The organism is Micromonospora sp. KC723 (assembly GCF_004348595.1).
Classification (GTDB): Bacteria; Actinomycetota; Actinomycetes; order Mycobacteriales; family Micromonosporaceae; genus Micromonospora.
Genome location: NZ_SMKD01000060.1, coordinates 1 through 14,188, shown reverse-complemented (window position 1 = coordinate 14,188; position 14,188 = coordinate 1). Strand labels below are relative to the sequence as shown.

Here is a 14,188-nt window from a genome sequence, read left to right as displayed (position 1 = left end):
TACAGGGTAGGCGCTTGTGAAGAGCTGCACAAATCGCGATCTTGGGCCCCGGCGACGCGCGCTCACCAGCCCCTCCATTCCGCAAGATCGATACCGGCCCCGCCACCGACACCGCCGCGCGATTATTGCTCAATCCCGACTTCTCTGACCAATCACGCGCCTGTCCGTCCCGGCCCCTCCCCCAACCCGACCCCGCCGACCAGGGCGCTCGGGCGCGGAAACCGGCATACTCCCGGGCAGACCTCCTGACCACCGCCGGCCGGCGGGCGCGCGACGAGGGACGCTCAGGGCAAGGCGGTGGCGAGGGTCACGGCAGCGGTGAGGGTGTCCGCGGTGGGATGGCCGGAGGCGCGGAGACGCTCCGGGTCGGAGAGTCCGCCGGTGTAGAGGACGCATCGCGCACCCACGCTCTGCGCCGCGTCGGCGTCGTCGAGCGAGTCGCCGATCAGCACCACCTCGCCACCGTCGAGGCCCAGCTCGGCCAGGTGCTTGGCCAGCCAGTCCGCCTTCAAACCCCCGCCGACGGCAGCGCGCAGCCCGTCCACCCGGGTGAAGTGCGGGGTCAACCCGTACGCTGACACGGTCGGCACCAGCTCGTCGTGGAACCACATGGACAGCAACGACTGGCTGCCCGGCCAGGCGGCGATCGCCGCGGTCGCGTCGGTGGCCAGCCTGCAGGAGGTCAGCCCGACCCGGTAGGCGTCGTGGAAGATCCGGTCGAGCGCGCCGAACGCCTCGGCGTCGACCGCCCAGCCGAGCATCTCGGCGTAGTAGTCGGCGATCGGCCGGCGGAACCGGACCCGGTGCTCGTCCGCGGTCACCGACCGCCCGCCGGCGCTGGCGAAGGCGACGTTGGTGGCGTCCACCACCAGGTCGAGGTCGTCGAGCAGGGTGCCGTTCCAGTCCCACACGAGGTGGTGGCGGGCCGGGCCGGTCGTCACGGGGCCGGCGGCGGTCACAGCTGCGGGGTGGTCAGGTCGCGCAGCAGCCGGTCCTCCTCGACCCGCCAGTAACCGTGCTCCTTGCCGTCGAGCAGCACCACCGGCAGCCGGTCGCCGTACTCGCGCTCCAGGTCCGCGTCGCCGGTGACGTCCTTCTCCACCCACCGGTCGCCGGTGACGGCCACCACCCGGTCGAGCGCCACCTTGGCGTCCTCGCAGAGATGACAACCGGGCCGGGTGATCAGGGCGAGCCGGGCGTCAGTGGACATCGGGCACCTCCGTGGGGCGGGCGGCCGGAACGGGCCGCAACTGGGTCTTGCGTACCTTGCCGATCGCCGAGTACGGCAGCTCGTCGACGAACTCGACGGCGGTCGGGCACTTGAACCGGGCCAGGTTACGCGCGCAGTGGGCGAGCAGCTCCGCACCGGTCACCGGGTGGCCCGGCGCCGGCACCACGTACGCCCGCACAGTCTCGCCCGTACGCGGGTGCGGCACACCCAGGACTGCCGAGCCGGCCACCCCCGGGTGCGCGTCGAGCACCAGCTCTACCTCGTGCGGGTAGACGTTGAAGCCGTTGACCAGGATCAGCTCGCCCAGCCGGTCGACCAGGAACAGGTCCCCGTCGGCGTCGGCGTAGGCGACGTCGCCGGTCGCCCACCAGCCGTCGGCGTCCGGCCCGTCCCGGCCGTCCGGCCAGTACCCGGCGAACAGGTTCGCGCCGCGCGCCACGATCTGGCCCGGGTCCGTGCCCGGCGAGGAGTCGGCGAGGAACGGGTCGTCGGCCTCCTCGTCGTCGACCGGTACGCCGTCGCGCCACAGGTCGACACCGTCCGCGCCGACCAGGCGGAGCGCGACACCGGGCAGCGGCCGGCCGATGGAGCCGGGCTTCGGCTCCCCGCCGACGAGGGTGGAGGTGAGCACCGGCGCGGTCTCGGTCAGGCCGTACCCGACGTGCACCGGACGCCCGGTGACCTCCGTGAAGCGCGCCGCGGTGGCCGGGTCGAGCGGCGCGGCGCCGCAGACCGCCAGCCGCACCGACGCCATCGCCGCGGCGACCGTGTCCGCGTCCGCGGCGGACCAGGCCAGGAACATCGACGGTACGCCGACCAGCACGCTCACCCGGTGCCGGGCGATCTCGTCGAGCGCGCAGCCGGGACCGAGCTCGTCGACGAGCACCCCGGTCGCGCCATGGTGGACGACCGCCCCCAGCCCCGAGTTCAACCCGTACGCGTGGAACAACGGCAGCGCGAGCAGCACGGTGTCGTCCGGCCCGACCACCGGCGGCTGGATCCGGGCGACCTGGTCGTGGTTGGCGGCGAGCGCCCCGTGCGACAGCATCGCCCCCTTGGGCCGCCCCTCGGTGCCGGAGGTGTAGAGCAGCACGGCGAGGTCGCCGCCACGCCCCACCGGCGGGTCGCCGGGCTCCTCGGGCAGGGTGGTGCGCACGGCGGTCAGCGCCGGCAGCTCGTCGGCGAGCCGGGCCACCCGCTCCCTGACCTCCTCGGTGGCCAGCAGCAGCGCCGCGCCCGAGTCGGCGAGCACGTGCCGCAGTTCCCGGCCGGTGTATCCCGGGTTGACCGGCACCGCGACCAGGCCGGCGCGCAGCGTGGCGAGGAACGCCACCACGAAGTCGGGCGTGTTCGGCAGGGCGATCGCCACCCGGTCCGGCGTGCCGCCGGCGCCGGCGGGCAGGTCCCTGGCCAGCGCCCGGGCCACGGCCGTCACCCGCTCATCCAGTTCGGACCAGGTCAGGGTCGCCCCCCGCCAGTGCAACGCGGGGCGGTCGCCGTGGTCGGCGGCGGCGCGGCGGAGGCGGTCGGCGAGGTGGGGCGCGGGGCTGTCGGCGGCGTCCTGCACGGTGGCTGAGTCTGGCACAGCGTCGGCCGCTCGACCATGCCCCGAGCGCTGCCACGGCCGTCCACTCGACGGTGAGCTGGGCTCTTTTCTGGGATCAAGCCGTGACGCGAAAGTCAACCGCACACGACGGACAACGGGTCCGCCACCTGTGCGACGGAGGGGGAAATACTTTGGCCCTGTGTAACGGACTTGCCACGCGCGGGTGACGTTGGCCCTATCATCACTCGGGTCGGCTCACCCCATTTGCCGTGAGTCGACACCCCTCAGCCCGAGGAGGCCCCCGTGCCTGTGAGCGCATTGGACCAGCACCTCAAGGGGATTTGCCGCGCGTCGGCACCTCCCCACGCGGCCCTGCCCGTACCGGGCGGACCCGACGCCGTGGCGACCCGTCGTCGCGCCGCCCGGCCGGCCGCATTGCGCACCCGGGAGGCACGGTGACCAGCTTCGGCTACGCGGAACGACCCGCCGGCCTGACCGGCCCCGCGCCGCGAACATCGCCGAACGAACGCCTTGACGCCGGCCGGATCCACCCGCGACCGCACCACAACGAGGCACCCACCAGGCCGGCCACACCGGGCGGCAACGCGCCGGCCGGCCGGGTCGTCACACCCCACCGACCGACCATGCCGGCGCAACACCGACGGGTCGGCGAGCCACCCGCCGTGACCGACCCGGCCGGCGCCGAGACCGCGGTGATCCCGGCCGTGCCGGCCGGCGACACCGCCGTCCTGCCGGCCGTTCCGACCATCAACCCGAGCACCGGATTCCCCAGCCGGCCCGACCCGTCCGACCCCGCCACCGAGGTCTGGACGCTGGTCGAACGGTCCCAGGCCGGGGACGCCGAGGCATTCGGCCTGATCTACGACCGGTACGTCGACACCGTCTTCCGGTTCGTCTACTTCCGGGTCGGCAACCGGCAACTGGCGGAGGACCTGACCTCCGACACCTTCCTGCGTGCCCTGAAGCGGATCGGCAGCTTCACCTGGCAGGGCCGGGATCTCGGCGCCTGGCTGGTCACCATCGCCCGCAACCTGGTGGCCGACCACTTCAAGTCGGGCCGGTACCGGCTCGAGGTGACCACAGGCGACGTGCTCGACGCCGACCGCGAGGACCGCGGGCCCGAGGGCAGCCCGGAAGCCGCGGTGGTGGAGCACATCACCAACGTCGCCCTGCTCACCGCGGTCAAGCAGCTCAACCCGGAGCAGCAGGAGTGCATCGTGCTCCGCTTCCTCCAGGGCTTCTCCGTGGCCGAGACGGCCCGGGCGATGGGCAAGAACGAGGGTGCCATCAAGGCGTTGCAGTACCGTGCGGTCCGCGCCCTGGCCCGACTTCTCCCGGAGGGCTTCCAGCCCTGATCACGGCCGGGTCCTCCGCGCCGCTCCCGGCTCCGGCGGACACCCGTGTCTCGTGACGGCAATCACTCATCGTGATTTCACCGCCGTCGTCCCCGTAACCGCCACCCGGCGCGGTCCGTTTCTCCGGGTGCGACCCGTGGTTGTCCCGGCGTCCCCCGGGCCACCCGGTCCGGCTCGTACGGTCGGCACACCGTCCGTCGGCGTCACGCTGCCACCGGTCGCTGGTGACGACCGCGGCCTACCGGCCGGACCAGCGAGAGGGGGTGCCTGCGGTGGACAGCGACCTCTTCTCCCGTCGGCGGGCCGCACGCTTCGCCCAGCTTCTCGACGAGGCGAACGGCGGACGGCGGCATCATGTCCGGTCCCGCGCCGACGACGGGCTCACCGCCCTGGTGGCGATCAGTCGGCGGCTGACGCGGGAACGACCGGACGTCGAGGTGGACCCCGACTTCCGCGCCGGGCTGCGGGCGATGCTGGTGGCCACGGCGGAACGGGAGAGCGCCGCCACGACGGCCGAACGCATGCCGGACCCCGCACCGGCCGGCACCCGAGTCTCGCTGTTGGGCGCGGTCACCGCCCGTCAGGTCCGCGCCCGAGGCGCCGTCCTGATCGGCATCGCCGCCGGCGCCGTCGCGGTGTCCGGCATCTCCGCCGCCAGCGAGGACGCGGTTCCCGGTGACGCGCTCTACGGCATGAAGCGCTCCACCGAACGGGCCCAACTCGCCCTGACCAGTTCGGATCTCAGCCGTGGCCAGCTCTTCCTGGACTTCGCCCGTACCCGGTTGACCGAGGCCGCCACCCTTCGGGGCGACCTGCCCGGCTTCACCGCGGTGCTGGAGGACATGGACGCCGACACCCGCCAGGGCGTGCGCCTGCTCACCGCCGCGGCGGCCCAGCGGTCGGACACCGCCGGGCTGGACGCCGTGAACGCCTTCGTCGCCGGCCAGCGGCGCGCGGTCGGTGGGCTGCTCGACGGTGCCGACCGCGCCGAGCGGGACCGGGTCCGGCGCTCCCTGGCCCTGTTGGACGCGGTCCGCAAGCGCTCCGACGCGTTGCGCGCCGCCATCGCCTGCGGGCTGCCCACCCCGGTTGCCGGCGACGCCCTCGGCCCCACTCCCGCGACCTGCCCCGAGCACCGCTGAAGCGCTGAACCGCGAGGCAGTTCACAGCACCGATATCCCTTCGGTCGACCGCTCGTGATCGACGCCCGACTAGGCTCAGGTGTGCAGGCGCGCACGGTGGCCGTACGGAGGGAGGTGCCATGCCCCGCATCCGCAAGGTCACGGTCAGCACCGACGGGCACGGGCACACCGCCGGCTGGGCGGAGGCCGAGGGCGACCAGCCGGTCCCGGTGGCGCCCGATCCCCGTGCCGCGGCCTTCTTCGACGTGGACAACACGATGATGCAGGGCGCGTCGATCTACTGGTTGGCCCGAGGGCTCGCCGCCCGCAGGTACTTCACCACCAGTGACCTGGCCCGGTTCGCCTGGCAGCAGGCCCGGTTCCGGCTGCTGGCCACCGAGCACGCCGGCGACATGTCGCAGGCCAAGGAGGCCGCCCTCGCCTTCATCGAGGGCTGGCGGGTCAACGAGGTCGAGCGTCTCACCGAGGAGATCTTCGACGAGCTGATGGTGCCCCGGATCTGGGCCGGCACCCGCCGACTCGCCCAGGGTCACCTCGACGCGGGTGAGCGGGTCTGGCTGGTCAGTGCGGCCCCTGTGGAGATCGGCCGGGTGATCGCCACCCGGCTCGGGCTGACCGGGGCGATCGGCACGGTGGCGGAGGTGGCCGACGGCGCGTACACCGGGCGGCTGGTCGGTGACCTGATGCACGGCCCGGCGAAGGCGGAGGCGGTCAGCCAGCTCGCCGAGGTGGAGGGGCTGGACCTGGCCCGCTGCGCGGCGTACAGCGACTCGGTGAACGACCTGCCGATGCTCTCCGCCGTCGGGCGAGCGGTGGCGATCAACCCGGACGGCACGCTGCTGCGGCAGGCCCGCGAGCGGGGCTGGGAGGTACGGGACTTCCGTACCGGGCGGCGGGCCGTCAGGATCGCCGTACCGTCGACGGCCGCCGCGGGGCTGCTCGCCGGCGCGGTCACCGCGGGGCTGGCCCTGCACCGCCGTCGCCGCGCCATGCTCTGACCGCCGGGCCACGTCCCGGTCGTCCGGGTCAGGGGCCGAACGGGTCGGGGCGGCGTTCCAGCAGCTGGTGCAGAGTCTGCTGGATGGTCTCACGGACCTGGTCGGCGAGGTTGAAGACGACCAGCGGGTCGTCGGCGGAGTCGGTCAGGTGTGCGGTCGGGATCGGCGGGCAGAACTCGATCAGCCACTTGCTCGGCAGCGGCACCATGCCCAGCGGGCCGAGCCACGGGAAGGTCGGCGTGATCGGGAAGTACGGCAGTTTGAGCAGCCGGGCGAGCGGCTTGATGTCGGCGAGCATCGGATAGATCTCCTCCCCGCCGACGATGGCGACCGGCACGATCGGGGTGCCGGTACGCAGCGCCGCCGAGACGAAGCCGCCCCGACCGAACCGCTGCAACTTGTAGCGGTCGGAGTAGAGCTTGCCGATGCCCTTGAAGCCCTCCGGGAAGACGCCGACCAACTCGCCGGCGCCGAGCAGCCGCTCCGCGTCCGGGTTGCAGGCGACCGTTCCGCCGGTCTTGCGGGCGATCTCGGAGACCACCGGCATCCGGAACACCAGGTCGGCGCCGAGCAGCCGCAGGTAGCGGTGGCTGGGATGCTGGTCGTGCAGGGCGGTGGAGAGGATCAACGCGTCCAACGCGACGGTGCCGGAGTGGTTGCCGACCACCAGGCCGGCGCCCTGGGCGGGCACGTGTTCCAGGCCGGTCACCTCGGTGCGGAACCAGTCCCGGTAGAGCCGGCGCAGCAGCGGGTGGAAGACGGCCTCGGTCAGCTCGGGATCGAAGCCGAACTCGTCCACCTCGTAGTCACCGGAGAGCCGGCGGCGCAGGAACGCCAGCCCGGCGGCGACCTTGCGGTCCCAGTGGTCCCCCGGCTGGTCCGGCACGGCCGGTCCGCCCGGCTCGTGCCCGGCCGGTGCCGGTGACCGCGCCGCGTCCACGGCGGCCTCCGACACGACCGGCTCGTCGGTGGCCGAGGTGTCCGGCTCGTCCTGACGGGCCGGGGCGGCGACGGCGTTCGTGACGGGCCGGTGGCCGTTGCGCCGGGCCGGCTCCGCGTCGACCCCGGGCAGCGTCAGCGGTACGTCGTACCGGCTCTCGGGGCGCTCGTCTGGCCTGCTCACGACCGCTCCTGTACGGCTTGGCGGACCTGCCGGATGCTCTCCAGCACCACCTGCTCCGCGGCGGCGAGGGTGTCCCGGGTGAGCACCACGCCACCCCGGTGGGCGCGGATGAAGTCGTCGAACGCGGCGGCGGTGGAGCGCGGCGTGAAGTTGTACTCCTGCTCCAGCCGGCTGGTGTCGACCACCCGCCCGTGCACGAAGAGGTCGACCTGGTCGAGGCCGTAGCGGCCGAAGCCGAGGCTACGGGCGAGCGCGGCGGCCCCGGAGAGGCCCGGTTCCAGCACGGGCACGGCGACCCGTCCGGCCCGGCGGATCGCCTGGGACAGCGAGAGCACGCCCGGCCCGGCGACGTTGTACGTCCCCGGGTGTTCCTCGGCGACGGACCGGTGCAGCACCTCCAGGGCGTCGTCGAAGTGGACGAACTGCAACCGGGGGTCTCGTCCGAAGACGGTCGGCACGAACGGCTGGGAGAAGTAGCGGGTCAGCGTGGTGTCGGCGGTGGAGCCGATGAACGGCGCGAAGCGCAGCACGGTGGCGGTGACGTCGGGCCGGCGGCGGCGGAATCCGCGCACGTAACCCTCGATGTCGAGGATGTCGCGGCCGAACCCGCCGCGCGGCACCTCCCGGGGCTCGGTCTCCTCGGTGAAGACGGCCGGGTCGCGGAAGGACGCGCCGTACGCGGCGGTCGAGGAGCGGACCACCAACTTGCGCAGCCGGGGTGCCCGCTGGCAGGCGGCGAGCAGCTGCATGGTGCCGATGACGTTCTGTTCCTTCATCGCCGCCCGGCCGCCGTGCTGCGGATCGGGAGCGCTGACCAGGGCGAGGTGCACCACGGCGTCGACGTCGAGGTCGGCGAGGAGTCCGCCGAGGGAGCCGAGGTCGAGCCGGACCCGCTCGACCCTGTCGAGGAGGTCGGTGAACTCGGGACCGGGGGTGGTCGGATCGACGCCGATCACCCGTTCGATCCGGGGGTCGGCGGCGAGCCGGGCGGCGACGTGCGCGCCGAGATAGCGACCGACCCCGGTCACGACGACGACCCCCGGAGCACCTGGGGTGCCACCGGGGGTCATCGGGAACGCCTTGACCGGCAGGCGGGATCGAGCCGGGACGTCCGCGGCCTGATCACCTGAGCCTCCGAGGGTCGACAGTTTGGCAGGTGCGCCGGAGCCGGGCCGGTGGCCCGGCTCCGGTCACTTGCCGAGGCGGCGACGCTGGACGCGGGTCTTGCGCAGCAGCTTGCGGTGCTTCTTCTTAGCCATGCGCTTGCGGCGCTTCTTGACCACCGAGCCCATACGACAGCCTTTCAATGCAACGTGCGGGGCGGACGTGCGGCACCACGAACGGTGATGCCGGTGACCGCTTGCGGACAACGGACCGGACCAGCCTGGTGGCCTCGGGCACACCGACTAACGGTCACGGTCCGCTCCAGGGTAGCCGGAGCGTGTCAGCAGGACCAACGCGCCCCCGTCGATGCCCGTTACGTCGCACTCGGCACCGGTCAGGCGGTCTCCTGGAAGGCGCCCCGCAGATAGTCGTGCACGGCGTGCTCGGGCACCCGGAACGACCGGCCCACCCGGACGGCGGTGAGTTCACCGCTGTGCACCAGCCGGTACACCGTCATCTTCGAGACCCGCATGACCGCCGCCACCTCGGCGACGGTCAGGAACTTGACATCCGACAGCCGACCGTCGGACGGCGACCCGGCCATGGCTCACCCGACCCATCCCATGCCCGGCGCGTGCCTCCCGGAGAGGTGGTCCCGCCCGGCCAGCAACGCGCGTGTTACCAGTACGGTAGCGGGGCCGCTGTGACCGGCGCGATCCCTTCGTGCAACTGATCATGCGCTGAGCGCTGTTCACCCGCCGGTGACCTGGCGTTTCCCCCAAGCGCCGCACGTCCCGTTGCCGGGATCGCCGACGCCGGGCGGCTTTCCGGTCCGGCCGGCCCGGCACCGTCGGCGTCCACCGGCCGCGGGGACCGCTGGCGCGGAAGGCGCCCGGTGGCTCCGGTGGCGCCACCGGAGCCACCGGACGGGTGCCCCGGGCCGCTTCCGGACGCGGACCGGGGCTCCGCCTGGGAGCGGGTCCCAGTGTCTCAGGTCCGCCGTCGTCGCCCGACAGCGGTCGATCATGGACGCGGGCCGGGCGTCACGCGGACCACCATCCTGCGCCAGGCTCCTGGTCGGGCCGCGCGACGAGGGCGCCCGCCGGCCGTCCGAAACCGACCGGTCGCGTCACGCCGAGGCCGACCGGACGTAGGCGACACAGTCGTCGTGCAGGGTCGCCCAGTCGTCGCCGAACACCCGCTCGGCCGCCGCGTCGACCGGTTGCCGGTCGTGCACCACGGCACGGAAGAACGTGAGCACGCGCTGCTCACCGTACCGGTCGACGAGGTGGCGCACGGCCAGGTAGCCGACGCCGTAGCTGCCACCGACCCGGTCGGCCGGGGCGGTGTCGGTGGGCGCGAGGGCGTCCAGGCGGCCGTTCCAGCCGCCGGTGACCAGCCGGCGGACGTCGTCCAGGGCCTCGTACCGGTGCACCGGGGCCCCGTCGGCGCCGGCGTACTCGGCCAGCCCCTCCACCAGCCACCAGGCCTGCCGGCCGGGGTGCCCCCGGCCGGTCAGCGACGCGGCGTGGGTCAGTTCGTGGCGCAGCAACTCGCCGGGGCCGGAGGCGGGCAGCGCGTCCGCGTTCAGCACGATCTCGTGGTGGCCGCCGCCGACGCCGATCGCGTACCCGGCGGTCCAGCTCGGCCGGCCGCCGCCGAACCAGCGCCGCCACTCGGCGTGTCCGGCGTAGAAGACGCGGTACCGGTCCGGCGGCGGGCCGGCGACCGCGTACCGGTCGGCGACCTTGGCCGCCTCCTCCGCCGCGGCGAGCAGGCCGGGCAGTGCCCGACGCAGGGCGGGGGTGGTCGCCACCACGGTCCGCGTGCCGACCGCCGCCACCAGTTCGCTGACCTCCCAGGGCCGGACGGCGGCCCGCGCCGACCGGGACTCTTCGAGGGCGAGCAGCAGGGGCGCCGCACCGCCGGCCAGCCAGCGGGTGCCGACCAGGACCGGACTGGGAGTGCAGTCCGGTACGACCAGGCAGTAGCGGAAGACGACCGGCTGGCGCCACTGCCCCGGCCGCCCGGTGACCGGGGTCGGCAGACCCTCCGGTTCGACCTGCCACACGGTGACACGCAGGGCGCGCAGCGCGGCGAAACGGCGGCTGAGGTCGGGCCGGGCGGCCCGGTCGGCGACCGCCAGGAAGCCGGCGCGGTCACCGCCGAGCAGGGCGGCGGCCTGCCGGTCGAGCTGGGCGGCCAGCCGCTCGCCGAGGCGCCGCGCGGCCGTCGTGCCGGGCCCGTCCGCCCAGGTGGAGGCGGCCTCGGAGCCATCGGACGGGCCGCCTGCCCCGGGGACGAACCACGCCGCCGACGGCTGGTCGGTGGCCCGGTGCGGCGGCCCGGTCAGCACCGCCGTCGGCACAACGCCACCCAGCAGTGCCAGGATCGCCGCGAGCGTCAGGCCGAGGGCCCGGCGCGGTCGGGCCGACCGGACCGGGGCCCGCCGCGGCTCGTCCACCATGTCGGTCGCCGAACCCTCACCCACCGGCGAAGGGTACGACCAATCGGACGTTCCGGAAAGACTTACCCGCGCGTCGCACCCGGCCCGTCCGGCCCCTCGAACAGCCCGGGTCGGCGCGCGCGGAGGCGATCGCCCCTGCTCACTTCTTCGACAGCAACGCCCGGCCGAAGAACACCAGGTTCGCGGGACGCTCGGCGAGCCGGCGCATCAGGTAGCCGTACCAGTCCTCGCCGTACGGAAGGTAGGTGCGCACGGTGTAACCCTCGCCGACCAGCCGGGCCTGCTCCTCGGGGCGGATGCCGTACAGCATCTGGAACTCGAACCGGTTCGGGCCACGGTCGAACCAGCGGGCCCGGTCCTCGCCGATGGCGATCAGGCGCGGGTCGTGGGTGGCCAGCATCGGATAGCCGTCGCCGGACATCAGCACGTTCAGGCAGCGCACGTACGACCTGTCCACCTCGCGGGCGGACTGGTACGCCACCGACTCCGGCTCCTTGTACGCCCCCTTGCACAGCCGCACCCGGGACCCCGCGCCGCCCAGTTCCCGGCAGTCCGACTCGGTGCGCCGCAGGTACGCCTGGAGCACCGCCCCGGTCGACGGATGGTCCTTGCGCAGCTTGGTCAGGATGTCCAGCGTCGAGTCGGTGGTGGTGTGGTCCTCCATGTCCAGGGTGACCGTGGTGCCCGCCGCGTCGGCGGCGGCACAGATGGCCCGCGCGTTCTCGTACGCCAGTTGCTCGTCGAAACGCTGGCCCAGCGCGGAGAGCTTCACGCTCACCTCGGCGGCGGGGGTGAGCCCCGCACCGGAGAGCAGCCTGAGCAGTTTCACGTACTCGTCCCGGGTGGCGTTCGCCTGCTCGGGGGTGACGGTGTCCTCGCCGAGGTTGTCGAGGCTGACCGCGAGGCCGTCGGCGACGAGTTCGCGGGTCGCGCGCAACGCGTCGTCGGTGCCGCTGCCGGCGACGAACCGGCCCACGACGTCCCGGGTGAACGGAGCCGTCGCGATGAGCCGCTCGACCTGGGATGACCGGGAGGCGGCGAGGATGACGGAACGGAGCATGAACCGAGCGTATCGCCCGTGACGGGGCCCTCGCCCGGGGCCGGCCGGAGCAGCCGGCAGCCCGTCCCACCCCGGCACGGACGGGCCGGACGATCGCGGGTGGCAGGGATCGGTTACAACCGTCAACGTGGAACGACACCCCCGCCGCCGTCTCCGGTCGGCCTCCGTACACCTCGGCGCGCTCACCGCCCTGGCGCTCGCCCTCTCCGGTTGCAACATGACCTCATCGGGGGACGACGACGACGATGACGACTGCGCGCTGGCCCCGACCGGCGGCGGCGACACCGTCGCGGTGGCCATGCGGGTTCCCACCGTCAGCGACACCGGGCGCGCCGGGCCGCGCCCGGCCGAGGCGGCCCTGCCGGAACGGGGCGGATTCGGCACCCACCTCGCCTCCTGCGGGGGCTGAGGTGCGGCGCGAGACCACCACCCCCCGCCCGGACTGGGCGGCCACCATCCGGGAGCAGGGGCTGGTGTACGCCACCACCGAACTGCCCGGCGGCGCCACCATGTCGTACTGGGACGAGACGGCGGCGTACGCCTTCGAACTGGACGAGGTGCTCCGGTTGGAGGAGGCGACCGAGGAGCTGCACCGGATGTCCGTCGCCGCGGCCGAGCACGTGGTGGCCCGGGGCCGCTACGCCGACTTCGGCATCCCCGCCTGGGCGGCCGAGGCGGTGGCCCGCTCACTGCGCGAGGCACCGCCGACCCTCTACGGCCGCTTCGACCTCTGGTACGACGGCTCCTGGCCGCCGAAGCTGCTGGAGTACAACGCCGACACCCCGACCTCGCTGGTCGAGGCGAGCATCATCCAGTGGTACTGGCTGGAGCAGACCCGGCCCGAGGCCGACCAGTGGAACAGCCTGCACGAGCGGCTGGTCGGGGCGTGGGCGAAGATCGGCGCCGGGTTGCACGACCGGCGGGTGCACGTCTGCTGGTCCGACGAGGAGGAGTCGGGCGAGGACCAGATCACCGCCGGCTACCTGGCCGAGACGGCCCGCCAGGCGGGGCTGGACGCGACGCTGCTGCCCATCCAGCGGATCGGCTGGGACGGGCGGCGTTTCGTCGACGCCGCCGACCGCCCGGTCACCACCTGCTTCAAGCTGTACCCCTGGGAGTGGATGCTGGCCGAGCCGTACGGCCGTCCGGCGCTGGAGCCCGGCACCCCGACCACCTGGATCGAGCCGGCCTGGAAGCTGCTGCTGTCGAACAAGGCGCTGCTCGCCGTGCTCTGGGAGCTGTACCCGGGCCACGAGTACCTGCTCCCGGCGTACCTGGACGGGCCGCGCGGGATGACCCGGTACGTGGCGAAGCCGCTGCTCGGCCGGGAGGGAGCCTCGGTGCGGATCGTCACCGACGGTACCGAGGTCGGCAATCCGGGCAGCTACGGCGACGAAGGTTTCTGCTACCAGGAGTTCCGGGCGTTGCCGGCCTTCGACGGCAACCACGTGGTGCTGGGAAGCTGGATCGTGGAGGGCGAGGCCGCCGGGGTGGGGATCCGGGAGAGCGCGGGCCTGATCACGGACGGTTACGCACGGTTCCTGCCGCACTACATCGACGCGCCGCGGGCCTGCTGAGTCGTCTACCGTTGTGTCGTGAACTTCGACGCGTACGCCCGGACCGGCGTTGATCTCGTCAACGCCCGCCTGGACGACCTCGACGACCTGCGGGCCCTCTTCCCCGACGAGAACGCGTGGATGCGCGACGAGGTCTCGGAGCGAGATCTGGTGATCTTCCGACGGGCGCGTAAGCGCCTGCGCGACGTGTTCGAGTACGGCACCTCGGGGCGGGACGCGCAGGCGGTGGCGGAACTGAACGCACTGTTGGAGGCGTTCCCGGTGCAGCCGCGAATCTCCGGGCACGACTCCAGCGACTGGCACATGCACGTGACCAGCCGGGGCGCCTCGGTCAGCGCGGAGTACCTGGCCGGCGCGGTCTGGGGGCTGTCGGTCTGGCTCTGCGAGTACGGCAGCGCCCGCTTCGGGGTCTGTGCCGACGAGCGCTGCGGCAACGTCTACCTGGACACCTCGTCGAACTGCTGTCGCCGGTTCTGCTCGGAGCGCTGCGCGACCCGGTCCCACGTCGCCGCCCATCGCGCCCGCAAGCGCGCCGCCACCGGCGAGCGGCTCACCGTCCCCGCC

Annotated in this window: 15 protein-coding genes and 1 pseudogene; 6 read left to right on the top strand and 10 right to left on the bottom strand. The window is 73.5% G+C overall.

Annotation, left to right across the window (positions count from 1 at the left end; translation table 11 throughout):
• Positions 1 to 284: 284 nt before the first annotated feature.
• The 3 genes from E1165_RS15520 to E1165_RS15510 are packed head-to-tail and all read right to left on the bottom strand — an operon-like array spanning position 285 to position 2,798.
• Entirely contained in the window at positions 285 to 959 is a 675-nt protein-coding gene (locus E1165_RS15520; RefSeq protein WP_243704793.1) for an HAD family hydrolase, read from the bottom strand.
• Positions 956 to 1,210: a glutaredoxin family protein gene (locus tag E1165_RS15515; protein ID WP_132392050.1), complete on the bottom strand. Its 255-nt coding sequence runs from the start codon at positions 1,208 to 1,210 to the stop codon at positions 956 to 958. The genes E1165_RS15520 and E1165_RS15515 overlap by 4 nt, the downstream gene beginning before the upstream one ends.
• Entirely contained in the window at positions 1,200 to 2,798 is a 1,599-nt protein-coding gene (locus E1165_RS15510) for an AMP-binding protein (protein WP_132392048.1), read from the bottom strand. The genes E1165_RS15515 and E1165_RS15510 overlap by 11 nt, the downstream gene beginning before the upstream one ends.
• 434 nt (positions 2,799 to 3,232) lie before the next feature.
• Here E1165_RS15510 and E1165_RS15505 point away from each other — a divergent pair, with 434 nt between their 5' ends.
• The 3 genes from E1165_RS15505 (at position 3,233) to E1165_RS15495 (ending at position 6,293) form a co-directional block, all read left to right on the top strand.
• On the top strand, positions 3,233 to 4,153 hold the full coding sequence (locus tag E1165_RS15505; protein WP_132392045.1) for an ECF subfamily RNA polymerase sigma factor, BldN family: 921 nt from the start codon (positions 3,233 to 3,235) through the stop codon (positions 4,151 to 4,153).
• A 272-nt stretch (positions 4,154 to 4,425) separates the two neighbouring features.
• Entirely contained in the window at positions 4,426 to 5,295 is an 870-nt protein-coding gene (locus tag E1165_RS15500; protein ID WP_132392043.1) for a DUF5667 domain-containing protein, read from the top strand.
• Positions 5,296 to 5,414: 119 nt separating this feature from the next.
• On the top strand, positions 5,415 to 6,293 hold the full coding sequence (locus tag E1165_RS15495) for an HAD family phosphatase (RefSeq protein WP_132392041.1): 879 nt from the start codon (positions 5,415 to 5,417) through the stop codon (positions 6,291 to 6,293).
• Between the two features lie 28 nt (positions 6,294 to 6,321).
• Here the strand turns inward: E1165_RS15495 and E1165_RS15490 are convergent, their stop codons facing one another.
• The 7 genes and pseudogenes from E1165_RS15490 to E1165_RS15460 all read right to left on the bottom strand — a co-directional run bounded on the left by E1165_RS15490 (position 6,322) and on the right by E1165_RS15460 (position 12,047).
• Positions 6,322 to 7,233: a lysophospholipid acyltransferase family protein gene (locus E1165_RS15490; protein WP_371687348.1), complete on the bottom strand. Its 912-nt coding sequence runs from the start codon at positions 7,231 to 7,233 to the stop codon at positions 6,322 to 6,324.
• Between the two features lie 179 nt (positions 7,234 to 7,412).
• Positions 7,413 to 8,486, bottom strand: a complete 1,074-nt coding sequence (locus E1165_RS15485; protein ID WP_132392039.1) for an NAD-dependent epimerase/dehydratase family protein — start codon at positions 8,484 to 8,486, stop codon at positions 7,413 to 7,415.
• Between the two features lie 120 nt (positions 8,487 to 8,606).
• Complete coding sequence (locus E1165_RS15480; protein WP_007465623.1) at positions 8,607 to 8,708, bottom strand: 30S ribosomal protein bS22; 102 nt, start codon at positions 8,706 to 8,708, stop codon at positions 8,607 to 8,609.
• Between the two features lie 206 nt (positions 8,709 to 8,914).
• The gene (locus E1165_RS15475) at positions 8,915 to 9,124 is read right to left on the bottom strand and encodes a helix-turn-helix domain-containing protein (RefSeq protein ID WP_132183381.1); all 210 of its coding nucleotides are present in this window, start codon (positions 9,122 to 9,124) and stop codon (positions 8,915 to 8,917) included.
• Between the two features lie 284 nt (positions 9,125 to 9,408).
• A pseudogene (locus tag E1165_RS30765) lies at positions 9,409 to 9,548 on the bottom strand (ABC transporter ATP-binding protein); the annotation flags it as partial.
• A gap of 101 nt (positions 9,549 to 9,649) precedes the next feature.
• Complete coding sequence (locus E1165_RS15465; RefSeq protein WP_132392037.1) at positions 9,650 to 11,011, bottom strand: hypothetical protein; 1,362 nt, start codon at positions 11,009 to 11,011, stop codon at positions 9,650 to 9,652.
• A gap of 115 nt (positions 11,012 to 11,126) precedes the next feature.
• Positions 11,127 to 12,047, bottom strand: coding sequence for a proline dehydrogenase family protein (locus E1165_RS15460; protein WP_132392035.1), 921 nt, complete (start codon positions 12,045 to 12,047; stop codon positions 11,127 to 11,129).
• Positions 12,048 to 12,174: 127 nt separating this feature from the next.
• Between E1165_RS15460 and E1165_RS15455 the strand changes: the two genes are divergently transcribed.
• The 3 genes from E1165_RS15455 to E1165_RS15445 all read left to right on the top strand — a co-directional run.
• Complete coding sequence (locus E1165_RS15455; RefSeq protein ID WP_243704792.1) at positions 12,175 to 12,456, top strand: hypothetical protein; 282 nt, start codon at positions 12,175 to 12,177, stop codon at positions 12,454 to 12,456.
• A gap of 1 nt (position 12,457) precedes the next feature.
• A complete protein-coding gene (locus tag E1165_RS15450; RefSeq protein ID WP_132392033.1) occupies positions 12,458 to 13,624 on the top strand; it encodes a glutathionylspermidine synthase family protein in 1,167 nt (388 codons plus the stop codon).
• Positions 13,625 to 13,642: 18 nt separating this feature from the next.
• Positions 13,643 to 14,188 (top strand): CGNR zinc finger domain-containing protein (locus tag E1165_RS15445; RefSeq protein ID WP_132392031.1); only part of this gene is annotated, 546 nt, incomplete at its 3' end.